Origin of the sequence: Streptomyces sp. NRRL B-3229 (assembly GCF_000719505.1) — a bacterium.
Classification (GTDB): Bacteria; Actinomycetota; Actinomycetes; order Streptomycetales; family Streptomycetaceae; genus Streptomyces; species Streptomyces griseorubiginosus.
The window spans coordinates 620,320-645,246 of the sequence record NZ_JOGP01000001.1 but is presented as its reverse complement, the minus strand read 5'-3'; the positions used below and the strand labels follow the sequence as shown (position 1 = coordinate 645,246).

The window sequence follows — 24,927 nt, the reverse complement described above, 5'->3', positions numbered from 1 at the left end:
AGTCGGTGGCACGGGGGTGTGCCGGTTCGGAAGGGGCGATCACGTCTCCTGCGGGTGCCCAGCGCTGCCCTGCCGGGCGGCGACGGTGCCGGACACCCACGCCCGCTCTGGACAAACGGGAGCACGTCGTGCCGCATGGTGGTACGGCACATGCAGAGCGTGATCGCGGGGTGTAAAGCCGTCCTCCCCCCGCTCCTTCCGACGGAAACCTCAACCACGCGAGAAAATCCCGCATTCCCGCTCTCACACCCGTCTTTCAGCTGCCCCTCATCCGCCTTACCGCCGACTTATGGCCGAAAAGGGCAGGATGGAGACCAACACTCACCCGAACTCCTGCCCGTCGTGCGCCCTGAGCGCGCAACGCGGGTGGACACAGGAAGGACAAGCGACGTGCGCGTACTCGTCGTCGAGGACGAGCAGCTGCTCGCCGATGCGGTGGCCACCGGACTGCGCCGGGAGGCCATGGCCGTCGACGTCGTGTACGACGGTGCGGCCGCCCTGGAGCGCATCGGCGTCAACGACTACGACGTGGTCGTCCTCGACCGCGACCTCCCGCTCGTCCACGGCGACGACGTCTGCCGCAAGATCGTCGAACTCGGCATGCCCACGCGGGTGCTGATGCTCACGGCGTCCGGCGACGTCAGCGACCGCGTCGAGGGCCTGGAGATCGGCGCCGACGACTACCTGCCGAAGCCCTTCGCCTTCAGCGAGCTCACCGCACGCGTGCGTGCCCTCGGCCGGCGCACCAGCGTGCCGCTCCCGCCCGTCCTGGAGCGCGCCGGGATCAAGCTCGACCCCAACCGCCGCGAGGTCTTCCGTGACGGCAAGGAGGTCCAGCTCGCGCCGAAGGAGTTCGCCGTCCTGGAGGTCCTCATGCGCTCCGAGGGCGCCGTCGTCTCCGCGGAGCAGCTCCTGGAGAAGGCCTGGGACGAGAACACCGACCCCTTCACCAACGTCGTGCGGGTGACCGTCATGACCCTGCGCCGCAAGCTGGGCGAACCCCCGGTGATCGTCACGGTCCCCGGCTCGGGCTACCGGATCTGATACCAGTGGCTTCGACTCCCGCTCCTCCCCAGGCCCCTCCGAAGCCCACCTGGGACCCCAGGCGGCCGGCCCCGCAGCTGCCCTGGCTGCGCCCGACCATCCGCATAAGGCTCACGCTGCTGTACGGCGGCATGTTCCTGATCGCGGGCATCCTGCTGCTGTCGATCATCTACCTGGTGGCCGCGCAGGCGCTGAACGTGGGCAGCAAACTGCCCTTCGAGATCACCAACGGCAATGTCGCCAGCGACATCTGCCGCAACCTGCCCTCGAGCGGCACCTCCGAGGTCATGAACAAGGCCATCAACGCCTGTGTCAACGACCAGCGCCAGCACGCCCTCGACGACCTCCTCAGCCGTTCCCTGCTGGCCCTGCTCGGCCTCGCGATCATCGCCTTCGCCTTCGGCTACGCCATGGCGGGACGCGTCCTGTCGCCGCTCGGCCGGATCCTGCGCACCGCCCGCGCGGTGGCGGGCTCGGACCTGTCGCGCCGTATCGAGCTGGACGGCCCGGACGACGAGATCAAGGAACTGGCCGACACCTTCGACGACATGCTGGAGCGTCTGGAGCGCGCCTTCACGGCCCAGCAGCGCTTCGTCGGCAACGCCTCGCACGAGTTGCGGACACCGCTGGCGATCAACCGCACGCTCCTGGAGGTGCACCTGTCCGACCCGGGCGCGCCGGCGGAGCTCCAGCAGCTCGGCAAGACGCTGCTGGCCACCAACGAGCGCAGTGAGCAGCTCGTGGAGGGCCTGCTGCTGCTCGCCCGCAGCGACAACCAGATCGTCGAGCGCAAGCCCGTGGACCTCGCCGAGGTCGCCGAGCAGGCGGTCGACCAGGTGCGCGCCGAGGCCGAGGCGAAGGGCGTGGCGCTCCGCGGCGAGCAGAGCTCGGCGGTCGTCCAGGGCAACGGCGTCCTGCTGGAGCGCATCGCCCTGAACCTCGTGCAGAACGCGGTGCGCTACAACGTGCCCGAGGACGGCTGGGTCGAGGTCACCACCGAGGTCCAGCACGGCCAGGCGGTGCTCACGGTCTCCAACACGGGCCCGGTCGTGCCGGCGTACGAGGTCGACGACCTCTTCGAGCCCTTCAAGCGGCTGCGCGGCGCCGACCGCACCGGCAGCGACAAGGGCGTCGGGCTCGGACTGTCCATCGTGCGGTCCGTGGCGCGGGCGCACGGCGGGCACATCTCGGCTCAGCCGCGCGAAGGGGGTGGACTCGTGATGCGAGTGACCCTGCCGGTCTGAGATCATGGCCCCCGCACTGAGGTCGACACACAGGGATGTTCGCTTTGCGCGGAATTTTCTGGGCACCCGATGGGCAGTTCCGTGTGTGATCGATCACAAGGGAGAATTTCCGGCCATCTACTCTCAGTGATCATGCGCCTTACCGGAAAGCCGGGAAAATCCGGGTTTTCACAGGTCCTGATCACGGGAAGTACACGGTGAGACGCCTTTGAAGTGCGGGATTCGGACCGTGTACGGTCCCGATCGCCATCCAACCCGATCACTCAAGAGGAGTCCGGTTGGGTGTCGATTGAGTAACAGACCTTGATGTGAGGCAAAATCTCCGCCTCAGGTCGGGCACAAGTCCGGCCTCTCACGCGTTACGTGCGCTGGAGACACCGCAGACACCCAGAGGGGGAGAGCGACATGGCAACGGATTACGACACCCCACGCAAGACCGATGACGACGTCGATTCGGACAGCCTTGAAGAGCTCAAGGCACGGCGGAACGACAAGTCGACGTCCGCTGTCGACGTCGACGAGTTCGAGGCCGCGGAAGGCCTGGAGCTGCCCGGAGCAGACCTCTCCAACGAGGAGCTGGCCGTCCGGGTGCTGCCCAAGCAGCAGGACGAGTTCACCTGCATGAGCTGCTTCCTGGTGCATCACCGCAGCCAGCTGGCCCGCGAGAAGAACGGCCAGCCGATCTGCCGCGACTGCGACTGAGGGAGGGTCGGGCATGACTGGCTCGACCTCTCCTCGGAAGCGCCGTTTTCCCCTGGGGAAGGCGGACAAAGGGCCGTTGGACGGTCCTCAGCGCGCGCGTGACGACGAGCGGGGCTCTTTCGATCCGGGAGCCTCGCTCGAACCGGTGGTTGCCCGGGCCGACCTCCCGGCGCCCACCGGTCCGACCGGGACGCCCGCGCCCGTCGCCGGACCGGGGGTCCCCCCGCTCGAGCGAAGCCGAGAGTGGGGGAGGGTGGCGGCGATCCGGGACAAGACCCGGGAAGGGGTCCGCAAGGGCGGCAGCCGGGCCAGGGCGGGCCTGGCGTACCTCACCGACCGGATCATCGAGATAGCCCCGCGTGTGCCCGTACGGGACCTCGCGACCCTGCGCCGTCAGTTCCCCGGCCTCGGCCCCGAGCAACTCGCCGACAAGCTCGTCACGGGCGCGGCGAGCGCCACCGCGACGGTCGGTGCGGGCGTCGGTGCGGCGGCGATGCTTCCCGTGCCGCCGGCGATGCCGACCGAACTGGCCGCCGAGATCACCGGTGTCGCCGCGATCGAGCTGAAGCTGATCGCGGAACTGCACGAGGTCTACGGCGTACGACCGCCGGGCAACCTCAGGGAGCGCAGCACCGCGTATCTGAACTCCTGGTCGGGAGAGCGCGGGATCGACGTGAAGAAGCCGTCGACCGTGAGCGGCTCGCTCAACACCCAGATGAAGCATCAGCTGCGGCAGCAGATCATGAAGCGGATGATCCGCGACCTGCCGAACCTCATGCCGTTCCTGGTCGGCGCGGCCGTGGGAGCGGTCATGAACCGCCGGGACACCAGGAAGCTCGCCGAACGGATCCGCAAGGACCTGCGCAAGGTACAGGTCCCCTGGGACCAGCTTCCCGCGCTGCCGGCCCTGGAGGCCCCGGCGAACCCGCTGGAGCTGGAGGAGTAAGACCTCCGTGAGAAGTCTTCGGGCCCCGACCCGGAGTGAAGTACTGCACGAACGTTCTAGGCGGCGGCTTTGCGGGCCGCCTTCAGCGCCTCGGCCAGCCGCTCCGGCTCACGCGTCGACAGGTACAGGTAGGGCGTCGGGTCCTCCGGATCGGTGACCTCCACCTTCAGCGCCCTCGGGATGTAGGCCCGCAGCAGCAGGAAGGCGCGGGTGTCGGCCTTGTACGTCCGCCAGGCCCGGGCCTCCTCCGGGTCCAGGACCTCCGCCTCGCCCAGCGCGGACACCGGGATCTTCGCCTCGCCGGCGATCAGCGAGTCACCCACGACCCGGATGCGCAGCGAGCCGTAGGAACTCGCCATGACCGCGGCGACGGCGGTGCCGCCGACCAGGCCGCCGAGCAGCGGAAGCGGGCCGAACGGCAGCAGGATCAGCGCGAAGGCGACCCCGACCAGGAAGGAGATCAGCCACCAGGAGCGGGGGGCGGTGAGGCGTTCGTCGTACGGGACGGCGGAGGGCTGCATGAAACCAAGCTTGGCACGGTGTCCTGATACCTCCGACGCGCGGGTAAGGTCTGCGCCTGTGAGTGGTACTTCCCCGGCTCTCCAGCCTCCCGCCGACGCGGTGCGACCCGTGCGGCACCCGGACGCCCCCGCGCCCGGTGAGCTGCTCGGTGCGCACTACGGCCAGTGCTTCGGCTGTGGCGGCGAGCAGCCCCACGGGCTGCACCTGGCGGCACGGGCCGGCGAAGGCGTCTCGGTCACCGCCGAGTTCACCGTGCGCCCCGCCCACCAGGGCGCCCCCGGACTCGCGCACGGCGGGGTGCTCGCGAGCGCCCTCGACGAGACCCTGGGCTCGCTCAACTGGCTGCTGCGCACGATCGCCGTGACCGGACGTCTGGAGACGGACTTCGTGCGGCCGGTGCCGGTCGGCACGGTGCTGCACCTGGAGGCCGAGGTGACGGCGGTGGCCGGGCGGAAGATCTTCTCCACCGCGACCGGCCGGATCGGCGGCCCCGAGGGACCCGTCGCGGTCCGTGCCGACGCGATGTTCGTCGAGGTCAAGGTGGACCACTTCATCGACAACGGCCGTCCGGAGGAGATCCGGGCCGCCATGAACGACCCGGACCAGGTCCGGCGTGCCCGTGCCTTCGAGGTGAACCCGTGAGCCGTGCCCCCCTGAACGTGCTGATCCGGCGCGTCGATCCCGACGTACCGCTTCCGGCGTACGCGCACCCCGGTGACGCGGGGGCCGATCTGCGGACCACCGAGGCCCGTGAACTCAAGCCGGGGGAACGGGCCGTGCTGCCCACGGGGGTGTCTGTGGCGCTGCCGGAGGGGTACGCGGCCTTCGTGCACCCCCGATCCGGCCTCGCCGCCCGCTGCGGTGTCGCTCTCGTGAATGCCCCGGGGACGGTTGATGCCGGGTACCGTGGGGAGATCAAGGTGATCGTGGTGAATCTCGACCCGCACGAGTCGGTGCGGTTCGAGCGCTTCGACCGGATTGCCCAACTCGTCGTCCAGCAGGTCGAGAGGGTCCGCTTCCAGGAGGTCGCGGAGCTTCCCGAGTCGGCGCGGGCCGAGGGGGGCTTCGGGTCCACCGGCGGTCACGCCGCCGTGGGCGACGGGGGCGATACAAGCGGTGACGCCGCTGTGAGCGGCACAACGGGTGGGAATCGATACGCATCGGTCGTATCCGACCGGGAAGGACAGTGACGTGTTCGGACGTCGCAACAAGAAGGGTGCCGCCGAGGGCGCGGCCGGCGAGGCCGAGCAGGTCGTCGACAGTGTCGACACTGAGGCGGACGACGTAGAGCGCGAGCGCGTACGGCTGGAGCCGGAGCCGCGGCCCGACGGGCCCTGGGACAGCACCGAGGTGCGCGACCCCGCCGAGGGCCGGGTCGACCTGGGCGGTCTGTTCGTCCCGGGTGTCGACGGCATGGAGCTGCGGGTCGAGGTCGCGGGCGACGCGATCGTCGCGGCCACCGTCGTGCTGCGCGACAGCGCCATCCAGCTCCAGGCCTTCGCCGCTCCCAAGCGCGAGGGCATCTGGGGCGAGGTGCGCGAGGAGATCGGCTCGGGCATCACCCAGCAGGGCGGCATCATCGACGAGGTCGAGGGTCCGCTGGGCTGGGAGCTGCGCGCGCAGGTGCCGGTGCAGCTGCCGGACGGCACAGGCGGCTTCCAGGTCGTGCGGTTCGTGGGTGTGGACGGCCCGCGCTGGTTCCTGCGCGGTGTGATCTCGGGCCAGGGCGCGGTGCAGCCGCAGGCGGCCGGGCTTCTGGAGCAGATCTTCCGGGACACGGTCGTGGTCCGCGGCGAGGGCCCGATGGCGCCCCGCGACCCGATCGTCCTCAAGCTCCCGAACGACGCCCAGATGGTTCCCGAGGGCGTTCAGCAGCAGGACGAGGGCTCCCGCTTCTCCGGTGGCATGGGGCAGCTCCAGCGCGGACCGGAGATCACCGAGGTCCGTTAGTCGTACCCGACGTCGAGGGCCGTACCCCGTCCGGGGTGCGGCCCTTTCGCATGCGAGGACCCTTGACGTCGGATTGGTCTGTACCTACGGTCTCCGCTCAACGCCTCTGTTCATAAAGGCGCTTTCCGTTCACGTACGAGAACGAAAGGCCCCCCACGCATGCGCAGAACCGCTCTCCTCGTCACCGTCGCGGCCCTGGCCGCCGGAGCCCTCGCGGTGCCCGCGGACGCCGCTCCCACCACCTTCGTCCATCCCGGAGTCACCGTCTCCCGGGGCCAGTTGGACTTCGTCCGCGGCAAGATCGAGGCCGGCGCCCAGCCCTGGAAGGGGGCCCTCGACCAGATGCTGGCGAGCAAGTACGCCGATCTGAACCGCACGCCCAAGCCGCGCGCGGTCGTCGAGTGCGGGTCGTACTCGAACCCCAACTACGGCTGCACCGACGAGCGCGAGGACGCGATCGCCGCGTATACCGACGCGCTCGCCTGGTACCTCACCCGGGACGACCGGTACGCCAGGAAGGCCATCCAGCTCATGGACGCCTGGTCGGCGGTGATCACGGACCACACCAACAGCAACGCGCCCCTCCAGACCGGCTGGGCCGGCTCGACGTGGCCCAGGGCCGCCGAGATCATCAAGTACGCGTACACCGGGAGCTGGGCGAACGCCGGGCGCTTCGCGACCATGCTCCGCACCGTCTATCTGCCCGAGATCATCAACGGCTCGAACTCCAACGGGAACTGGGAGCTGTCGATGATGGAGGCGGCCGTCGGCATCTCCGTCTTCCTGGAGGACAAGGCGTCGTACGACAAGGCGATGGGGAAGTTCCGCACCCGCACGGCCGCCTACGTCTACCTGGAGTCCGACGGCGCGCTGCCGAAGACCGTGCCGAGCCAGAACCTCGACACCCGGGACAAGGTCGTCAACTACTGGCAGGGGCAGTCCACCTTCGTCACCGGGCTCACCCAGGAGACCTGCCGGGACCTCACGCACACCGGGTACGGCATCTCCGCGATCTCGCATGTCGCCGAGACCAGTCGCATCCAGGGGCAGGATCTGTACGGCACCGATGTGGGCGAGCGGCTCCGGCAGGCGCTGGGGTTCCAGTCGAAGTACGAGCTGGGGGCGGTCGTGCCGAGCTGGTTGTGCGGGGGATCGCTGAAGCCGGGGCTCGGGCCGGTCACCGAGGTCGGGTACAACGCGCTGCACAATCGGCTTGGCATGGGCATGACTAACACGCAGGCCCTGACCGAGCGGAACCGTCCGGCCGGCAGCAACAACCTCTTCGTGGCGTGGGAGACGCTCACCCACGGGGACAACCCGAGCTGAAACCGTTGTAGGGCCGGGCGCCGGGCGGTGATACTGGCGCCCGGTTCCACGGTTCGCCGATTCACGGGTTGACGGTTTCACGGGGGAGGACGCATGACTCAGGTGGTCACCGAGACCATGGTGCGGGTCGAGGACATCCACAGGTCGTTCGGTGAGGGGGCCGGCGCGGTGCACGCACTGCGCGGGGTGTCCTTCGAGGTGCCGCGCGGTGAGCTGGTGGCCCTCAAGGGGCGTTCCGGCTCCGGGAAGACCACGCTCCTCAACATCGTCGGCGGGCTCGACCGGCCCGACCGGGGGCGGGTGGAGATCGACGGGGTCGATCTCGCCGGGCTGGACGAGGACGGGCTGCTGGCGCTGCGCCGGGACCGCATCGGCTTCGTCTTCCAGTCCTTCGGGCTCATCCCGATCCTCACGGCGGCGGAGAACGTCGGCGTACCGATGCGGCTGCGGCGGATGGACGCACGCGCGCGTGAGGAGCGTGTCGAGCTGCTGCTGTCCCTGGTCGGCCTCTCGGACCACGCCAAGCAGCGGCCCGGGGAACTCTCGGGCGGTCAGCAGCAGCGGGTCGCCATCGCCCGCGCCCTCGCCAACAACCCGTCCCTCCTGGTCGCCGACGAGCCGACCGGCCAGCTGGACGCGGAGACCGGTCACGCGGTGATGGAGCTGCTGCGGGCGGTCGTACGCAGTGAGAACGTGACGGCGCTGGTGGCCACGCACGACGCGACGCTGCTGGATCTGGCGGACCGGGTGCTGGAGGTGGGGGACGGGGAGATCGTGGCGGGCTGAGGGCGGTTTCGGCTTCGGCCGGTGCCGTGCCCGGCCGGGGCCGAACCAGATGCGGTCCGGGACGACAGTGACGCCCCGTCGTGATGCGCAGGGTCGGCAGGACGGTCGTCGCAGCGCCGCCCGCGTCAGAGTTGCGTCAAAGAGGCCCGTCGAGGTCGGTGCATGGCCGCTTTGCCGGGATCGGCGGACGTAGGGTCGGCGCTGCGCAGGCAGTCTCGACCGGAAGACAATGAGCTCATGGCACGCGGCAGGCTTCGGATCTATCTCGGTGCAGCACCGGGCGTCGGCAAGACGTACGCGATGCTCTCCGAGGCGCACCGCAGGGTCGAGCGGGGGACCGACTGCGTCGTGGGCTTCGTGGAGCACCACGGGCGGCCCCGCACCGAGGTGATGCTGCACGGCCTCGAGGAGATCCCGCGCCGCGAGCTCGAGTACCGGGACGCCGTCTTCACCGAGATGGACGTCGACGCCGTGCTGCGGCGGGCCCCCGCCGTCGCCCTGGTGGACGAACTCGCCCACACCAACATCCCGGGCTCGCGCAACGCCAAGCGCTGGCAGGACGTGGAGGAGCTGCTGGCGGCCGGGATCGACGTGGTCTCGACCGTGAACATCCAGCACCTGGAGTCGCTCGGTGACGTCGTCGAGTCGATCACCGGGGTGCGGCAGCGCGAGACGGTGCCCGACGAGGTCGTTCGGCGGGCGGACCAGATCGAGCTGGTCGACATGTCGCCGGAGGCGCTGCGGCGGCGGATGGCGCACGGCAACATCTACCAGCCCGACAAGGTCGACGCCGCCCTCTCCAACTACTTCCGGCCCGGCAACCTCACCGCCCTGCGCGAACTCGCCCTGCTGTGGGTGGCCGACCGCGTCGACGAGTACCTCAAGCAGTACCGCAACGAGCACCGCGTCTCGCGGATCTGGGGTTCGCGGGAGCGGATCGTGGTCGGGCTGACCGGCGGCCCCGAGGGGCGGACCCTGATCCGGCGGGCCGCCCGCCTTGCCGAGAAGGGCGCCGGTGGCGAGGTCATCGCCGTCTACATAGCGCGCAGCGATGGGCTCACCTCCGCCTCGCCCAAGGAACTCGCCGTGCAGAGGACCCTCGTGGAAGACCTCGGCGGAACCTTTCACCATGTCGTCGGCGACGATATTCCGGCCGCGCTGCTCGACTTCGCGCGCGGGGTCAACGCCACCCAGATCGTCCTCGGCTCATCCCGCCGCAAGACCTGGCAGTACGTCTTCGGACCGGGCGTGGGCGCGACCGTCGCGAGGGAGTCGGGGCCCGACCTGGACGTGCACATCGTCACCCACGACGAGGTCGCCAAGGGGCGCGGACTGCCCGTCGCCCGGGGCGCCCGTCTCGGCCGGGCCCGCATCCTGTGGGGATGGCTCGTCGGCCTCGCGGCGCCGGTGCTGCTGACCGTCCTGCTCAGCGCCGTCGACCTCGGGCTCGCCAACGACATGCTGCTGTTCCTCGCGGTCGTGGTCGCGGCGGCCCTGCTCGGCGGCCTGTTCCCGGCGCTCGCCTCGGCCGCGGTCGGCTCGCTGCTCCTGAACTACTTCTACACACCGCCCCTGCACCGCTGGACCATCGCCGACCCGAAGAACATCGTCGCCATCGTGATCTTCGTGGGCGTCGGCATCTCGGTCGCCTCCGTCGTCGACCTGGCGGCCCGCAGGACCCACCAGGCCGCCCGGCTGCGCGCCGAGTCGGAGATCCTGTCGTTCCTCGCCGGGAACGTCCTGCGCGGCGAGACCGGCCTGGAGGAGCTCCTGGAGCGGGTCCGGGAGACCTTCGGGATGGAGTCGGCGGCCCTGCTGGAACGGGCGAGCGACACCGAGCCCTGGACCTGCGCGGGCCGCTCCGGGCTCGGACCGGCCGTGGACCGGCCGGAGGACGCCGACGTCGACGTACCGGTCGGGGACCACATGGCCCTCGCGCTCGCCGGCAGGGTGCTGCCCGCCGAGGACCGCCGGGTGCTGGCCGCGTTCGCCGCCCAGGCCGCCGTCGTCCTGGAACGCAGCCGCCTCCAGGAGGAGGCCGACCGGGCCCGCGCCCTGGCCGAGGGCAACCGCATCCGTACGGCGCTCCTGGCGGCCGTGTCGCACGATCTGCGGACCCCGCTCGCCGGCATCAAGGCGGCCGTCTCCTCGCTCCGGTCCGACGACGTGGCCTGGTCCGAGGAGGACCAGGCGGAGCTCCTGGAGGGCATCGAGGAGGGCGCCGACCGGCTCGACCACCTCGTGGGCAACCTGCTCGACATGTCCCGCCTCCAGACCGGCACGGTCACCCCGCTCATCCGGGAGATCGACGTGGACGAGGTGGTGCCGATGGCGCTCGGCGGGGTGCCCGACGGGAGCGTCGAGCTGGACGTCCCGGAGACCCTGCCGATGGTCGCCGTGGACCCGGGTCTCCTGGAGCGCTCGGTGGCCAACCTGGTCGAGAACGCCGTCAAGTACAGCCCGCCCGGGCGGCCCGTCAGGGTCTCCGCCAGCGCCATCGCCGACCGGGTCGAGGTGCGGGTCGTCGACCGCGGCCCCGGTGTCCCCGACGAGGCCAAGGAACGCATCTTCGAGCCCTTCCAGCGCTACGGCGACGCCCCGCGCGGTGCCGGGGTGGGACTCGGCCTCGCGGTGGCCCGGGGTTTCGCGGAGGCCATGCACGGCACCCTCGACGCCGAGGACACGCCCGGGGGAGGCCTCACCATGGTGCTGACGCTCCGGGCCGCGCACGCGCGCGTGGAGCTCCTTGCAGAACCCTTCGCGGAAGCGGAAGCGGAAGCCGGACGCCCGGAAGCGGAACCCGGAAGCACGGAAGCGGAACCCGAAAGGCAGGCCACATGACGAGGGTGTTGGTCATCGACGACGAGCCGCAGATCGTGCGCGCCCTCGTGATCAACCTCAAGGCGCGCAAGTACGAGGTCGACGCGGCGCACGACGGCGCCACCGCGCTGCGGCTCGCCGCCGCCCGCCACCCCGACGTGGTCGTCCTGGACCTCGGCCTGCCCGACATGGACGGCGTCGAGGTGATCAGAGGGCTGCGCGGCTGGACCCGGGTGCCGATCCTCGTGCTGTCCGCCCGGCACTCCTCCGACGAGAAGGTGGAGGCGCTGGACGCGGGCGCCGACGACTACGTGACCAAGCCGTTCGGCATGGACGAGCTGCTGGCCCGCCTCCGGGCCGCCGTGCGCCGCGCCGAGCCCACCGGCGGCGACGAGGACGAGGTCCTGGTGGAGACCGACGAGTTCACGGTCGACCTGGCCGCCAAGAAGGTCCAGCGGCACGGCAGGGACGTACGGCTCACGCCCACCGAGTGGCACCTGCTGGAGGTGCTGGTCCGCAACACCGGGCGGCTGGTCAGCCAGAAGCAGCTCCTCCAGGAGGTCTGGGGACCGTCGTACGGCACGGAGAGCAACTACCTGCGGGTCTACATGGCCCAGCTGCGCCGCAAGCTGGAGGCGGATCCCTCGCACCCCAAGCACTTCGTCACGGAGCCGGGAATGGGATACCGGTTCGAGAAGTGAGGGCCCGGGGACCTAGGGTCGGTTCGAACGCCAGTGCCGTGGGTACAACGCTGTCGGCGGGCCCCGGTACGCTTTTGGATATGAGTGCTGTTCCGCGTTCCGAGAAGCCGGTGGGCCGGTTCCGGCGCATGCTCGACCGGCTCTCCTCCTCGCAGGAGGACCTGGAGTCCGAGGAGCTGCGCGAAGACACCGAGACCGCCGGCTGCACCCGGATCGGCGACTGCCACGACCGCCAGATCGTGACCGTTACTGGTACCTTGCGCACGGTCACCCTGCGACCGCGCGCGGGCGTCCCCGCCCTGGAGGCCGAGCTGTTCGACGGCTCCGCCGCCCTGGACGTGGTGTGGCTCGGCAGGCGCTCCATCGTGGGCATAGAGCCGGGTCGCAAGCTGATCGCGTCGGGCCGGATCTCGATGAGCCGGGGCCGCCGGGTGCTGTTCAATCCGAAATACGAACTCCGACCCGTGGGACGGGAGTAGCCGGTGACGTCTCTCGACAAGCCGACCGAAGACACTGAGGCCGACGACGCGCGGGCGGTGACCGAGGCGGCCCTGTTCGAAGCGTTCGGCGGCGTCCGGGGCATGGTCGAGACGGTCCTGCCAGGGCTGCTCTTCGTCACGATCTTCACGATCAACAAGGACCTGCACCTGTCGGCGATCGCCGCGCTCGCGGTGTCCCTGCTGCTGGTCGTGGTGCGCCTGGTCATGCGCGACACCGTCAAGCACGCCTTCAGCGGGGTCTTCGGCGTCGCCTTCGGTGTCGTCTTCGCGATGATGACCGGCAACGCCAAGAACTTCTACCTGCCCGGCATGCTGTACACCCTGGGCCTGGGCCTGGCGTACGTCATCAGCACCCTCGCCGGTGTGCCGCTGATGGGGCTCATCCTCGGCCCGGTGTTCAAGGAGAACCTCTCCTGGCGGACCCGCAACCCTGGCCGCAAGAAGGCCTACGCCAAGGCCAGTTACGCCTGGGGCGGCATCCTGCTCGCCAAGTGCGCGATCCTCTTCCCGCTGTACTGGTGGGCCGACACCGCCCAGCTCGGCTGGGTCCTGGTCGCCCTGAAGATCCCGCCCTTCCTGCTGGCCGTATGGCTGACCTGGGTCTTCCTCGCGAAGGCGCCCGCTCCGATCGACGTGTTCGCGGAGATGGAGGCCGAGGAGAAGGCCGAGGAGGAGCGCCAGCGCGCGGAGCGCGAGGAGACCGCGGGCGGGCGGCACCGGCGGGAAGCCTAGACCGCTCCACGACGACACGACGGAGGGCGCCCTGCATCACGCAGGGCGCCCTCCGTCGTCGTAACCGCTAAGACGCTTCTTCCTTGCGGACCGACAGCAGGTCCTCCAGCTGCTCCTCGCGGGCCTGGGCCGCCACGAACAGGAGTTCGTCGCCCGCCTCCAGGGAGTCGTCCTGGGAGGGGGTGAGGACGCGGGTGCCTCGGATGATGGTCACCAGGGAGGTGTCCTCGGGCCACTCCACGTCGCCGACCGTGGTGCCGGCCAGCGCCGACTCCTCCGGGAGGGTCAGCTCGACGAGGTTCGCGTCGCCGTGGCTGAAGCGGAGCAGGCGGACCAGGTCGCCGACGCTCACCGCCTCCTCGACCAGCGCCGACATCAGGCGCGGGGTGGACACCGCGACGTCCACGCCCCAGGACTCGTTGAACAGCCACTCGTTCTTCGGGTTGTTCACCCGGGCGACGACCCGCGGGACGCCGTACTCCGTCTTCGCCAGCAGGGAGACGACCAGGTTGACCTTGTCGTCGCCGGTCGCGGCGATCACGACGTTGCAGCGCTGGAGCGCGGCCTCGTCCAGGGAGGTGATCTCGCAGGCGTCGGCGAGCAGCCACTCCGCCTGCGGGACGCGCTCGACCGAGATGGCGGTCGGCGCCTTGTCGACGAGAAGGACCTCGTGGCCGTTCTCCAGCAGCTCGCCCGCGATCGAGCGGCCGACCGCGCCGGCACCGGCAATGGCGACCCTCATCAGTGACCGCCCTCCTCTTCGGGGCCCTCGGCGAAGGACGCCTCGACCTTCTCGATGTCGTCCGTACGCATCATCACGTGGACCAGGTCACCCTCCTGGAGCACGGTCTGCGAGGTGGGCAGGATCGCCTCCCCGAGGCGGGTCAGGAACGCCACCCGGACGCCCGTCTCCTCCTGCAACCTGCTGATCTTGTGGCCGACCCAGGCGGACGAGGCGTGCACCTCGGCCAGTTGGACGCCACCCGTGGGATCGCGCCACAGCGGCTCCGCGCCGGACGGCAGCAGCCGGCGCAGCATCTGGTCCGCCGTCCAGCGGACCGTGGCCACCGTCGGGATGCCCAGACGCTGGTAGACCTCGGCACGCCGGGGGTCGTAGATACGGGCCGCGACGTTCTCGATGCCGAACATCTCGCGGGCGACCCGCGCGGCGATGATGTTGGAGTTGTCGCCGCTGGAGACCGCGGCGAAGGCGCCGGCCTCCTCGATGCCCGCCTCGCGCAGGGTGTCCTGGTCGAAGCCGACTCCGGTCACACGACGGCCGCCGAAACCGGAGCCCAGTCGTCGGAAGGCGGTGGGGTCCTGGTCGATCACGGCGACCGTGTGCCCCTGTTGCTCCAGGGTCTGGGCGAGAGCGGAACCCACTCTCCCGCAGCCCATGATGACGATGTGCACGACCGTCCTTCCGGTGTCAATAACTACTGCTCAGCCACATCAGGGTCTCAGACAGAGGCCCAAGCTACACACGCGCGGTAGGACGAGGGCACCCCTGTGCACGGTTGCCCCCAACTTCGTGCTGTCAGCGGCGGCTGATGCTGCGGACGCTCGCGAGGGTCAGGATTCCGAGGCCGACGAGGGCGGCGGCGGCACCGATGAGCTCGGCGGTCGTGTACATGAGGCCTCCGGGGGCGGGGTCGGACGGGGGTCTTGTCATATAGGCATGCGGATCCGTGCGGCCGTGGAATCCGTAGCCGGGGAGCGTCCGGTTTTCACCCGGAGAGCAGATGCGGGGTGCCGGGTGGTTGAGCGCACGTTCGAACGCTTACGCTTCTCTGTTGTGTCCAAACTGACCGACGTGCCCAAACGGATCCTGATCGGGCGCGCACTGCGCAGTGATCGGCTCGGGGAAACGCTCCTGCCGAAGCGCATCGCCCTTCCCGTGTTCGCCTCCGACCCGCTGTCCTCCGTGGCGTACGCGCCCGGCGAGGTGCTGCTGGTCCTGTCCATCGCGGGTGTGTCGGCGTACCACTACAGCCCGTGGATCGCCGTCGCGGTCGTCGTGCTGATGTTCACCGTGGTCGCCTCCTACCGGCAGAACGTGCACGCCTATCCGAGCGGCGGCGGCGACTACGAGGTGGCCACCACCAACCTCGGCCCCAAGGCCGGCCTGACCGTCGCCAGCGCCCTGCTCGTCGACTACGTCCTCACCGTCGCCGTCTCCATCGCCTCCGGCATCGAGAACCTCGGCTCCGCGGTGCCCTTCGTGGTCGAGCACAAGGTGCTGTGTGCGATCGCCGTGATCGTGCTGCTGACGCTGATGAACCTGCGCGGGGTCAAGGAGTCCGGCTCGCTCTTCGCGATCCCGACCTACGTCTTCGTCGCGGGCGTCTTCATCATGATCGCCTGGGGCGCGTTCCGCGGTCTGGTCCTCGGTGACGCCATGCGGGCACCCACGGCGGACTACCACATCAAGGCCGAGCACCAGGGCCTGGCCGGCTTCGCCCTCGTCTTCCTGATGCTGCGCGCCTTCTCCTCCGGCTGTGCCGCGCTCACCGGCGTCGAGGCGATCTCCAACGGCGTGCCGGCCTTCCGCAAGCCCAAGTCGAAGAACGCTGCGACCACACTCGCGGCGATGGGCCTGCTGGCCGTCACCATGTTCTGCGGGATCATCGCGCTGGCCATGAGCACCAATGTCCGCATGGCCGAGAACCCGGCCGTCGACCTGGTCCACAACGGCGTCCCCCTCGGCTCCGACTACGTCCAGAACCCGGTGATCTCCCAGGTCGCCGAGGCCGTCTTCGGCAAGGGCAGCTTCCTGTTCGTCGTGCTGGCCGCGGCCACCGCGCTGGTGCTGTTCCTGGCCGCCAACACGGCCTACAACGGCTTCCCGCTGCTCGGCTCGATCCTCGCGCAGGACCGCTACCTCCCGCGTCAGCTGCACACCCGTGGCGATCGCCTCGCCTTCTCCAACGGCATCGTGCTGCTGGCCGGCGCGGCCGCAATGCTGGTGTGGATCTACGGCGCCGACTCGACCCGCCTCATCCAGCTCTACATCGTCGGCGTGTTCGTGTCCTTCACGCTCAGCCAGACCGGCATGGTCCGGCACTGGAACCGCCACCTGGCCGTGGAGAAGGACCCCGCCAAGCGCACCCACATGATCCGCTCCCGCGCGATCAACGCCTTCGGCGCCTTCTTCACCGGGCTCGTCCTGGTCGTCGTCCTGGTCACCAAGTTCACCCACGGTGCCTGGGTGGCCCTGCTCGGCATGTGCATCTTCTACGCCACGATGACGGCGATCCGTAAGCACTACGACCGCGTCGCCGAGGAGATCGCCGCGCCCGAGGGCCCGAGCGACGACAGCCTGCGGCCCTCCCGCGTCCACTCCGTCGTGCTGATCTCCAAGATCCACCGCCCGGCGCTGCGTGCGCTCGCCTACGCCAAGCTGATGCGCTCGGACTCCCTGGAGGCCCTCTGCGTCAACGTGGACCCGGCGGAGACCAAGGCGCTGCGCGCCGAGTGGGAACGGCGCGCGATTGACGTACCCCTGAAGGTGCTGGACTCGCCGTACCGCGAGATCACCCGGCCGATCATCGACTACGTGAAGGGGCTCCGTAAGGAGTCGCCGCGGGACGCGGTGTCGGTGATCATCCCCGAGTACGTGGTCGGGCACTGGTACGAGCATCTGCTGCACAACCAGAGCGCGCTCAGGCTGAAGGGGCGGCTCCTGTTCACGCCGGGGGTCATGGTGACCTCGGTGCCGTACCAGTTGCAGTCCTCGGAGGCGGCCAAGATCCGGGCGAAGCGGCGCCAGGAGTGGAACGCGCCGGGCGCGGTGCGGCGCGGGCCCGCCGCCGTGGACCGGGCGAAGGAGCCGTCGGAGCCGAAGTAGACTGGACGGCTGTTGTCCCCACGCGAGTCGCCTGTCTTTGCGGACGCGTGTCCCTCACCTTTTTGGAGTCACCCCGCCATGCAGGCAGAACCGAAGAAATCGCTGGTGGGGACGGAGTTCGAGGTCGAGGTCGGCCCGGTCGCCCACGGCGGGCACTGCATCGCCCGTACGACCGACGGCCAGGTGCTGTTCGTGCGGCACACCCTGCCCGGTGAGCGGGTGGTCGCCCGGGTCACCGAGGGCGAGGAGGGCGCGCGGTTCCTGCGCGCCGACGCCGTGACGGTGCTGGAGGCGTCCAAGGACCGCATCGAGGCACCCTGTCCCTACGCCGGTCCCGGCCGCTGCGGCGGCTGCGACTGGCAGCACGCCAAGCCGGGGGCGCAGCGGCGCCTCAAGGGCGAGGTGGTCGCCGAGCAGCTGAAGCGGCTCGCGGGCCTCACCCCCGAGGAGGCCGGCTGGGACGGCACCGTGATGCCGGCCGAGGGCGACAAGCTGCCGGCGGGCGAGGTACCGGCGTGGCGCACCCGCGTGCAGTACGCGGTGGACGCCGACGGCAACGCGGGCCTGCGCCGCCACCGTTCGCACGAGGTCGAGCCGATCGAGCACTGCATGATCGCCGCGCCGGGCGTGAGCGAGCTGGGCATCGAGGAGCGGGACTGGTCGGGCATGGCGTCGGTGGAGGCCATCGCGGCGACGGGTTCGCAGGACCGCATGGTCATCCTGGAGCCCCGGCCGGGCGCCCGGCTGCCCCTCGTGGAGCTCGACAAGCCGGTCTCCGTCATGCGGGTCGAGGAGAAGGACGGCGGCATCCACCGCGTCCACGGCCGTGCGTTCGTGCGTGAGCGTGCCGACGGCCGTACCCACCGGGTGGGCAGCGGCGGCTTCTGGCAGGTCCACCCGCAGGCCGCCGACACCCTGGTGAAGGCCGTCATGCAGGGCCTGCTGCCGCGCAAGGGCGAGATGGCGCTCGACCTGTACTGCGGTGTCGGCCTGTTCGCGGGAGCGCTGGCCGACCGGCTCGGCGACCAGGGCGCGGTGCTCGGCATCGAGTCGGGCAAGCGCGCGGTCGAGGACGCCCGCCACAACCTCGCCGACTTCGACCGGGTCCGCATCGAGCAGGGCAAGGTCGAGAGCGTCCTGCCGCGGACGGGTATCACCGAGGTCGACCTGATCGTCCTGGACCCGCCGCGGGCGGGGGCGGGCCGCAAGACGGTCGAGCACCTGTCGTCGCTGGGCGCCCGCCGCATCGCGTACGTCGCGTGCGACCCGGCCGCGCTGGCGCGGGACCTGGCCTACTTCCGTGACGGCGGGTACCGGGTGCGGACGCTTCGGGTGTTCGATCTGTTTCCGATGACTCATCATGTGGAGTGCGTGGCGGTTCTGGAGCCGGTGGCGAAGGGTTCCTGAGCTGTCGTAGATCAGTGCCTAGGGCGCGTCCGTTACCAACGGGCGCGTCCTTTTCGTTTGCGGTGGCTGAGTCTCCGCCGGTGGGGGTGGGTCCATGCCGGGTGGGCTTGCCTGAGGAAACCGATCGGTTTACGCTACGGGAAACCGATCGGTTTCCTGTCTGTGGAGGTTTTAGTCATGACCGCTCTCAAGGGCGCCAACGTCTTCGTCACCGGCGGCAGCCGCGGTATCGGCAAGGCGCTGGTGGAGGAGCTGTACGCGCGCGGGGCCGGCAAGGTCTACGCCACGGCCCGCGACCCGCGTACCGTCACGCACCCGGACGCGGTCCCGGTGGCGCTGGAGGTCACCGACCCGGCCTCGGTGGCCGCGGCCGCCGCGCAGGCCGGTGACGTCACCGTGCTCATCAACAACGCCGGTGCTGTCGTCGGCGCGTCCTTCCTCGACTCCCCGGTCGACGACGTACGCCGGGAGTTCGAGACCAACTTCTACGGCCCGCTCCTGCTTACCCGGGCCTTCGTGCCGGTCATCGAGCGCAACGGCGGCGGTCACCTGCTCAACGTGCACTCCGTGCTCTCCTGGATCGCACTCGGCGGCTCCTACAGCGCCTCGAAGGCCGCGCTCTGGTCGCAGACCAACTCCCTGCGCCTGGAGCTCCAGCCGCGCGGCATCGCCGTCACCGGTCTGCACGTCGGTTACGTCGACACCGACCTCGCGTCCGGCGTCGACGCCCCCAAGTCGGACCCCCGTGACGTGGCAGCGCTCGCCCTCGACGGTGTCGAGGCCGGGGCGTACGAGGTTCTCGCCGACGACATCTCGCGTCAGGTCAAGGCGGGGCTGGCGGGCGACCTGGCGGGGCTGTACGAGCAGCTCGGCAAGTAAGGGCGGGGCGTATCCCGCCGGCCCGTCGGAACGGCTGATGGACCGGATGTTTCAGTGCACGCCCGCCGCGTCGAGCAGCGTGGTCACGGTGGGGGCGACGAGCCCCGGCAGGGTGTCCGCCTGGATGCCCGCGCGGGCGCTCGCGCCGTCGAAGACCAGGCTGAGCTGCCGGGCGAGCAGATCGGGATCGCTCGCGCCGCCCTGTTCGGCCTCGGCGCGGAAGAAGGTCGTCAGGTTCGCCTTGACCTGGTGGGCCACCTGGCTCGCCGGGTGGCCCTGGTTCTTGAGTTCGACCTGCACGGCCAGGAACGGGCAGCCGTGGAAGTCGGGCGTCGCTGCCTGCGTTTCCACCTGCGCGAAGACATGCAGGATGCGCTCGCGCGGTGAGCGGCCGTCGTCCGCCGCGGGCAGGTAGGTGGCCACGTAGGCGGAGGCTCGCTCCTTCAGGCTCACTGCCAGGAGTTCGTCCTTGCTCCCGAACAGCTGGTACATGGAGCGCTTCGACACACCGGCCGCCTTGCACAGCGCCTCGACGCCGATGCTGACGCCGTTCTGGTAGGTGAGCGTCGCCGCCGCCTCCAGCAGCCGCTCCCTGGGGCTCTGTTTCACTTCGGTGGTCATACGGCGAGGTTACCCGGAGGGGACGGAGCGCAGACCGATCGGTTTCCGGCGCGGCTCCCCAGCCCTCCTGGCGCGTCAGGGCATGTTCGCCGCGTCGAGCAGGGTCGTCACCGTGGGGATGACGAGCCCGCCGTGTGTGTCGGCCTTGATGCCCGCGCGGGCGCCGGCGCCGTCGAAGACCAGCATCAGTTGCCGGGCCAGCAGGTCCGGGTCGTTGGCTCCGCCCCGTTCGGCCTCGGTGCGGAAGAAGGCCTTCAGGGTCTCCTTGATCCGGTGGGCCGCCCGGCTCGCGGGGTGGTTCGGGTCCTTGAGCTCGATCTGCACGGCGAGGTAGCGGCAGCCCTGGAAGCCGGGGTCGCTCACCTGCGCCTCCGTCCGTTCGAAGACGTGCAGGATCCGTGCGCGGGGTGGGCGGGTGTCGTCCGCCTCGGGAAGGAGTGCCGTCACCTGGGCGGAGGTGCCTTCCTCCAGGCTCGCCGCCAGCAGTTCGCCCTTGCTCTCGAACAGCTTGTACATGGAGCGCTTGGATACTCCCGCCGCCCTGCACAGGGCGTCGACGCCGACGTTGACGCCCTCGCGGTAGGTCAGCGCGGCCGCCGCCTCCAGCAGGCGCTCTCGGGAGCCGGGCGTCGTCTCGGTGGTCATGAGGCGAGATTAGCTCGAATTCGAGCCGCTAGAAACCGATCGGTTTACGGCTTCCGTGGCGGCCGTCGCCAGGTTGTCCACCGACCTGACGTACTGGCCGGCCTGCTGCATGCGGCGGCCTGACCCCCACGCCTGGCCTGTCCGGCCGAGACAGGTCTGACCTGGTCCTTTGCTCGGCCTCGTATAGTTCGACGTGCTTCGATGAACCCAGGAGGCCGACCGTATGAGGATCTCGCAGCGGGCTCGGTCCGTCGCGCCGTTCTACGCCATGGAGTTCGGCAAGCATGCCGCGGTGCTGGAGGCCGCGGGGCGGCACGTCGTCAAACTCAGCCTGGGGGAGCCGGACTTCGGGGCGCCGCCGGCCGTGGTCGAGGCGATGCGGGACGTCGTGGGCCGCCGGCCCATGAGCTACACCGGGGCGCTCGGGCTGCCCGAACTGCGGCTGGCCATCGCGCGGTTCTACGGCGAGCGGCACGGCGTCGACGTCGATCCGGCCCGGGTCGTCGTGACCGCCGGGGCGTCGGCCGCGCTGGTGCTCGGTGCCGCCGCGCTCGTCGATCCCGGGGACGAGGTGCTCATCGCCGACCCCTCCTACCCCTGCAACCGGCAGATCGCCGAGAGCTTCGGGGCACGGGTCGGCCTCGTACCCACCAGCGCGGAGTCGCGGTACCAGCTGGACACGGCCACCGTCCGGTCGTTCTGGACCGACCGCACCCGCGGGATCATGGTCGCCAGCCCGTCCAACCCGACCGGCACCTCCGTACCTGCCGACGAGCTGGCCGCGATCTGCGCGTTCGCCCGGGAGCGGGACGCGTGGCGGATCGTCGACGAGATCTACCTCGACCTCGGTGACCACGACGAGCACGGGCGTCCGCCGCGCAGTGTGCTGTCGTACGACCAGGAAGCGGTCGTGATCAACAGCTTCTCGAAGTACTTCGGGATGACCGGCTGGCGGCTGGGCTGGTGCGTGGTGCCCGAGGCGCTGGTGCCGGCCCTGGAGCGGCTGGCCCAGAACTACATGATCTGCGCCTCCACCCCCGCCCAGCATGCCGCGCTCGCGTGCTTCACGCCCGAGTCGCTCGCCGTGTGCGAGGAGCGGCGGGCCGAGTTCGGGCGGCGCCGGACGCTGGTGCTGGACGGGCTCGCGCAGATCGGGCTGCCGGTGCCGGTGCCGCCCGACGGGGCGTTCTACGTCTACTTCGACGTCAGCGGCACCGGGCTCACCTCGTGGGAGTTCTGCGGACGGGCGCTGGAGGAGGCCCACGTCGCGCTCACCCCGGGGCGGGACTTCGGGGTGGGCACCGCGGACACGCACGTACGGCTGTCCTACGCGGCCTCGGCGGAGGAGTTGCGCGAGGGCATCGCGCGGCTCGGGAAGTTCGTCGCCACGCTCGCCTAGACAAGGCGCACGCTCGTCCAGGCATGGCACAGGGGCCGGTCCACGAGGACCGGCCCCTGCTTCACATGGACGCTCAGACCAGGTCGAAGCGGTCCAGGTTCGAGACCTTGACCCACGCGTCGACGAAGTCCTTCACGAACTTCTCCTTGGCGTCGTCGCTCGCGTAGACCTCGGCGAGGGCGCGCAGCTCGGAGTTGGAGCCGAAGACCAGGTCGGCACGGGTGCCGGTCCACTTCAGCTTGCCGGTCTCCGCGTCCCGGCCCTCGAACGCCGTCTGGTCCTCCGAGGTGGACTTCCACGTCGTGCCCAGGTCGAGCAGGTTGACGAAGAAGTCGTTGCTCAGGACGCCCGGGCGGTCGGTGAAGACGCCGTGGGCGGTGCCGCCCTGGTTCGCGCCGAGGACGCGCAGACCGCCGACGAGGACGGTCATCTCGGGGGCGCTCAGGGTGAGCAGGTTGGCGCGGTCGAGCAGCAGGTACTCGGCCGGCAGGCGGTTGCCCTTGCCGAGGTAGTTGCGGAAGCCGTCCGCGACCGGCTCGAGGGCGGCGAAGGACTCGACGTCGGTGTGCTCCTCGGTCGCGTCCACGCGGCCCGGGGTGAAGGGGACCTCCACCGCGACGCCGGCGTCCTTGGCGGCCTTCTCGACCGCCGCGGCACCCGCGAGGACGATCAGGTCGGCCAGGGAGACCTTCTTCGCACCGGAGTTGAACTCGGCCTGGACGCCCTCCAGGACCCGCAGGACCTGGGCGAGCTGCTCGGGGTCGTTGACCTCCCAGCCGCGCTGCGGCTCCAGACGGATGCGGGCGCCGTTGGCACCGCCGCGCTTGTCGCTGCCGCGGAAGGTGGACGCCGAGGCCCACGCGGTCGACACGAGCTGCGAGACCGTGAGGCCGGTCTCCAGGACCTTGGCCTTCAGGGCCGCGATGTCGGCGGCGTCGATGACCTCGCCCTCGGCCTGCGGCAGCGGGTCCTGCCACAGCAGGGTCTCCGACGGGACCTCCGGGCCGAGGTACAGGGACTTCGGGCCCAGGTCACGGTGGGTCAGCTTGTACCAGGCGCGGGCGAAGGCGTCCGCGAACTGGTCCGGGTTCTCGTGGAAGCGCTTGGAGATCTCGCCGTAGATCGGGTCGAAGCGCAGCGAGAGGTCCGTGGTGAGCATCGTGGGCCGACGCTTCTTCGAGGCGTCGTGGGCGTCCGGGATGATCTCCTCGGAGTCCTTGGCCACCCACTGCTTGGCGCCGGCGGGGGACTCGGTGAGCTCCCACTCGTAGCCGAAGAGGATGTCGAAGAAGTCGTTGCTCCACTGGGTCGGCTTGGTGGTCCAGGTGACCTCGAGACCGGAGGTGATGGCGTCGCCGCCCTTGCCGGTGCCGTAGGTGGACTTCCAGCCCAGGCCCTGGTCAGCCAGGTCGGCGGCCTCGGGGTCGTTGCCGACGTGGTCGGCGGGGCCGGCACCGTGGGTCTTGCCGAAGGTGTGACCACCGGCGATGAGAGCGACGGTCTCCTCGTCGTTCATCGCCATGCGGCGGAAGGTCTCACGGATGTCGCGGGCCGCGGCCAGCGGGTCCGGGTTGCCGTTGGGGCCCTCGGGGTTGACGTAGATGAGGCCCATCTGTACGGCGCCGAGCGGGTTCTCCAGCTCGCGGTCGCCGGTGTAGCGCTGGTCGTCCAGCCAGGTGGTCTCGGGACCCCAGTAAACGTCCTCGTCGGCCTCCCAGACGTCGGCGCGGCCGCCGCCGAAGCCGAAGGTCTCGAAGCCCATGGACTCCAGGGCGACGTTACCGGTGAGGATCATGAGGTCGGCCCAGGAGATGGACTGGCCGTACTTCTTCTTCACCGGCCACAGCAGACGGCGGGCCTTGTCCAGGTTGCCGTTGTCCGGCCAGCTGTTCAGCGGCGCGAAGCGCTGCTGGCCACGACCGCCACCGCCGCGGCCGTCGCTGATGCGGTAGGTGCCGGCGCTGTGCCAGGCCATGCGGATCATCAGCGGGCCGTAGTTGCCGAAGTCGGCGGGCCACCAGTCCTGCGAGGCGGTGAGCACCTCGGCGATGTCCCGCTTCACGGCGTCCAGGTCGAGGGCCTGGAAGGCCTGGGCGTAGTCGAAGTCCGCGCCGAGCGGGTTCGCGACGACCGGGTCCTTGGCGAGGATCTTCAGGTTCAGTCGCTCCGGCCACCACTGGCGGTTGCCGCCGCCCTGGGTGGGGTGCGCGGCGCGCCCGTGCGCGACCGGGCAGCCGCCGGTGCCCTCGGGCTTGGAGTCGGTGACGATTGCGTCGTGGTTCTCAGACATGGAGGTCCTTCCGAACGGGGTGGATCACAGAGCTGAAGCTGAAGTAACGGCTCGGGGGGAACAGGCGGGGCACAGGCCCCAGTAGATGACCTCGGCCTCGTCGATCGAGAAGCCGCGGTCGTCGGAGGCTGTCAGACAGGGCGCGTGACCGACGGCACAGTCGACGTCGACCACGGCCCCGCACGACCGGCAGACCAGGTGGTGGTGGTTGTCCCCGACCCGCCCCTCGAACCGGGCCGGGCTGCCCGGCGGCTCGATGCGGCGCACGAGACCCGCTGCGGTGAGCGAGTGCAGGGCCTCGTAGACGGCCTGGAGCGATATGTGGCCGAGACGGTCGCGCACTGCCGTGGCGATCGCGTCGACGGGGAGGTGGTCACCGGCCCGAACGGTCTCGAGCAGTGCGACGCGCGCAGCCGTCACCCGCAGGCCGGCACCGCGCAGCTCATCGGCGGTGTTCGGAGGCTGGGGGGCGGTCATGGGGACCAACCTACCCTCATAAACCTGAATGGTTCAAGAAATGGAACCGTTCCAGATCTGTGTCGCGTCGGATCACCGCCTCAGCGGCG

The 24,927-nt window shown here is 70.2% G+C and carries 24 protein-coding genes; 17 read left to right on the top strand and 7 right to left on the bottom strand.

Translation table 11 applies throughout. The features are described 5' to 3' along the window. The first annotated feature begins 390 nt into the window (after nucleotides 1-390). The 4 genes from IF54_RS0102815 (at nucleotide 391) to IF54_RS0102800 (ending at nucleotide 3,936) form a co-directional block, all read left to right on the top strand. The gene (locus IF54_RS0102815; protein WP_007385219.1) at nucleotides 391-1,044 is read left to right on the top strand and encodes a response regulator transcription factor; all 654 of its coding nucleotides are present in this window, start codon (nucleotides 391-393) and stop codon (nucleotides 1,042-1,044) included. Nucleotides 1,045-1,049: 5 nt separating this feature from the next. Further along, nucleotides 1,050-2,288 carry a sensor histidine kinase gene (locus IF54_RS0102810; protein WP_030314071.1) on the top strand — a complete coding sequence of 413 codons (1,239 nt, stop codon included), beginning with the start codon at nucleotides 1,050-1,052 and terminating at the stop codon, nucleotides 2,286-2,288. A gap of 405 nt (nucleotides 2,289-2,693) precedes the next feature. Continuing rightward, nucleotides 2,694-2,990 (top strand): DUF4193 domain-containing protein, encoded by a 297-nt coding sequence (locus tag IF54_RS0102805; protein WP_005481602.1) that lies wholly within the window; start codon nucleotides 2,694-2,696, stop codon nucleotides 2,988-2,990. Between the two features lie 13 nt (nucleotides 2,991-3,003). After that, on the top strand, nucleotides 3,004-3,936 hold the full coding sequence (locus tag IF54_RS0102800; RefSeq protein WP_078851851.1) for a hypothetical protein: 933 nt from the start codon (nucleotides 3,004-3,006) through the stop codon (nucleotides 3,934-3,936). A gap of 56 nt (nucleotides 3,937-3,992) precedes the next feature. On the opposite strand, the gene IF54_RS0102795 is transcribed toward IF54_RS0102800, so the two are convergent. Further along, on the bottom strand, nucleotides 3,993-4,457 hold the full coding sequence (locus IF54_RS0102795; protein ID WP_030314065.1) for a DUF3093 domain-containing protein: 465 nt from the start codon (nucleotides 4,455-4,457) through the stop codon (nucleotides 3,993-3,995). A 58-nt stretch (nucleotides 4,458-4,515) separates the two neighbouring features. Between IF54_RS0102795 and IF54_RS0102790 the strand changes: the two genes are divergently transcribed. The 9 genes from IF54_RS0102790 to IF54_RS0102750 all read left to right on the top strand — a co-directional run bounded on the left by IF54_RS0102790 (nucleotide 4,516) and on the right by IF54_RS0102750 (nucleotide 13,273). Continuing rightward, nucleotides 4,516-5,100: a PaaI family thioesterase gene (locus IF54_RS0102790; protein WP_030314063.1), complete on the top strand. Its 585-nt coding sequence runs from the start codon at nucleotides 4,516-4,518 to the stop codon at nucleotides 5,098-5,100. Continuing rightward, nucleotides 5,097-5,648 carry a dUTP diphosphatase gene (dut, locus tag IF54_RS0102785; RefSeq protein ID WP_030314061.1) on the top strand — a complete coding sequence of 184 codons (552 nt, stop codon included), beginning with the start codon at nucleotides 5,097-5,099 and terminating at the stop codon, nucleotides 5,646-5,648. The genes IF54_RS0102790 and dut overlap by 4 nt, the downstream gene beginning before the upstream one ends. A gap of 1 nt (nucleotide 5,649) precedes the next feature. Further along, nucleotides 5,650-6,408 carry a DUF3710 domain-containing protein gene (locus tag IF54_RS0102780; RefSeq protein ID WP_020139207.1) on the top strand — a complete coding sequence of 253 codons (759 nt, stop codon included), beginning with the start codon at nucleotides 5,650-5,652 and terminating at the stop codon, nucleotides 6,406-6,408. 159 nt (nucleotides 6,409-6,567) lie between these two features. Then, the gene (locus IF54_RS0102775; protein ID WP_030314059.1) at nucleotides 6,568-7,734 is read left to right on the top strand and encodes an alginate lyase family protein; all 1,167 of its coding nucleotides are present in this window, start codon (nucleotides 6,568-6,570) and stop codon (nucleotides 7,732-7,734) included. A gap of 93 nt (nucleotides 7,735-7,827) precedes the next feature. Continuing rightward, a complete protein-coding gene (locus IF54_RS0102770; RefSeq protein WP_030314057.1) occupies nucleotides 7,828-8,520 on the top strand; it encodes an ABC transporter ATP-binding protein in 693 nt (230 codons plus the stop codon). Between the two features lie 237 nt (nucleotides 8,521-8,757). Beyond that, complete coding sequence (locus IF54_RS0102765; RefSeq protein ID WP_030314055.1) at nucleotides 8,758-11,361, top strand: sensor histidine kinase; 2,604 nt, start codon at nucleotides 8,758-8,760, stop codon at nucleotides 11,359-11,361. Further along, a complete protein-coding gene (locus tag IF54_RS0102760; protein ID WP_030314053.1) occupies nucleotides 11,358-12,041 on the top strand; it encodes a response regulator in 684 nt (227 codons plus the stop codon). Before IF54_RS0102765 ends, IF54_RS0102760 begins: the two co-directional genes overlap by 4 nt. Before the next feature lie 80 nt (nucleotides 12,042-12,121). Continuing rightward, the gene (locus IF54_RS0102755) at nucleotides 12,122-12,520 is read left to right on the top strand and encodes an OB-fold nucleic acid binding domain-containing protein (protein WP_037710883.1); all 399 of its coding nucleotides are present in this window, start codon (nucleotides 12,122-12,124) and stop codon (nucleotides 12,518-12,520) included. Between the two features lie 3 nt (nucleotides 12,521-12,523). Further along, nucleotides 12,524-13,273, top strand: a complete 750-nt coding sequence (locus IF54_RS0102750; RefSeq protein ID WP_030314050.1) for a DUF3159 domain-containing protein — start codon at nucleotides 12,524-12,526, stop codon at nucleotides 13,271-13,273. Between the two features lie 67 nt (nucleotides 13,274-13,340). Here the strand turns inward: IF54_RS0102750 and IF54_RS0102745 are convergent, their stop codons facing one another. Together IF54_RS0102745 and IF54_RS0102740 are read right to left on the bottom strand one after the other, a co-directional pair. Further along, a complete protein-coding gene (locus tag IF54_RS0102745) occupies nucleotides 13,341-14,015 on the bottom strand; it encodes a potassium channel family protein (RefSeq protein ID WP_020139214.1) in 675 nt (224 codons plus the stop codon). After that, complete coding sequence (locus IF54_RS0102740; protein ID WP_020139215.1) at nucleotides 14,015-14,686, bottom strand: potassium channel family protein; 672 nt, start codon at nucleotides 14,684-14,686, stop codon at nucleotides 14,015-14,017. Before IF54_RS0102740 ends, IF54_RS0102745 begins: the two co-directional genes overlap by 1 nt. Before the next feature lie 382 nt (nucleotides 14,687-15,068). Here IF54_RS0102740 and IF54_RS0102730 point away from each other — a divergent pair, with 382 nt between their 5' ends. From IF54_RS0102730 to IF54_RS0102720, 3 genes are all read left to right on the top strand, one after another. Then, a complete protein-coding gene (locus tag IF54_RS0102730; RefSeq protein WP_030314044.1) occupies nucleotides 15,069-17,120 on the top strand; it encodes an APC family permease in 2,052 nt (683 codons plus the stop codon). A gap of 78 nt (nucleotides 17,121-17,198) precedes the next feature. Next, on the top strand, nucleotides 17,199-18,527 hold the full coding sequence (locus IF54_RS0102725) for a class I SAM-dependent RNA methyltransferase (protein ID WP_030314041.1): 1,329 nt from the start codon (nucleotides 17,199-17,201) through the stop codon (nucleotides 18,525-18,527). A 177-nt stretch (nucleotides 18,528-18,704) separates the two neighbouring features. Beyond that, the gene (locus IF54_RS0102720; RefSeq protein ID WP_030314039.1) at nucleotides 18,705-19,406 is read left to right on the top strand and encodes an SDR family oxidoreductase; all 702 of its coding nucleotides are present in this window, start codon (nucleotides 18,705-18,707) and stop codon (nucleotides 19,404-19,406) included. Between the two features lie 51 nt (nucleotides 19,407-19,457). On the opposite strand, the gene IF54_RS0102715 is transcribed toward IF54_RS0102720, so the two are convergent. Together IF54_RS0102715 and IF54_RS0102710 are read right to left on the bottom strand one after the other, a co-directional pair. After that, entirely contained in the window at nucleotides 19,458-20,027 is a 570-nt protein-coding gene (locus IF54_RS0102715; protein ID WP_030314036.1) for a TetR/AcrR family transcriptional regulator, read from the bottom strand. A gap of 75 nt (nucleotides 20,028-20,102) precedes the next feature. Beyond that, the gene (locus IF54_RS0102710; RefSeq protein WP_030314034.1) at nucleotides 20,103-20,672 is read right to left on the bottom strand and encodes a TetR/AcrR family transcriptional regulator; all 570 of its coding nucleotides are present in this window, start codon (nucleotides 20,670-20,672) and stop codon (nucleotides 20,103-20,105) included. Between the two features lie 223 nt (nucleotides 20,673-20,895). Here IF54_RS0102710 and IF54_RS0102705 point away from each other — a divergent pair, with 223 nt between their 5' ends. Further along, nucleotides 20,896-22,071, top strand: a complete 1,176-nt coding sequence (locus IF54_RS0102705) for a pyridoxal phosphate-dependent aminotransferase (RefSeq protein WP_030314032.1) — start codon at nucleotides 20,896-20,898, stop codon at nucleotides 22,069-22,071. A gap of 73 nt (nucleotides 22,072-22,144) precedes the next feature. Here the strand turns inward: IF54_RS0102705 and katG are convergent, their stop codons facing one another. Then, nucleotides 22,145-24,361, bottom strand: a complete 2,217-nt coding sequence (gene katG, locus IF54_RS0102700; RefSeq protein WP_030314029.1) for a catalase/peroxidase HPI — start codon at nucleotides 24,359-24,361, stop codon at nucleotides 22,145-22,147. 24 nt (nucleotides 24,362-24,385) lie between these two features. Then, nucleotides 24,386-24,838, bottom strand: a complete 453-nt coding sequence (locus IF54_RS0102695; protein ID WP_030314027.1) for a Fur family transcriptional regulator — start codon at nucleotides 24,836-24,838, stop codon at nucleotides 24,386-24,388. Nucleotides 24,839-24,927: the final 89 nt, after the last annotated feature.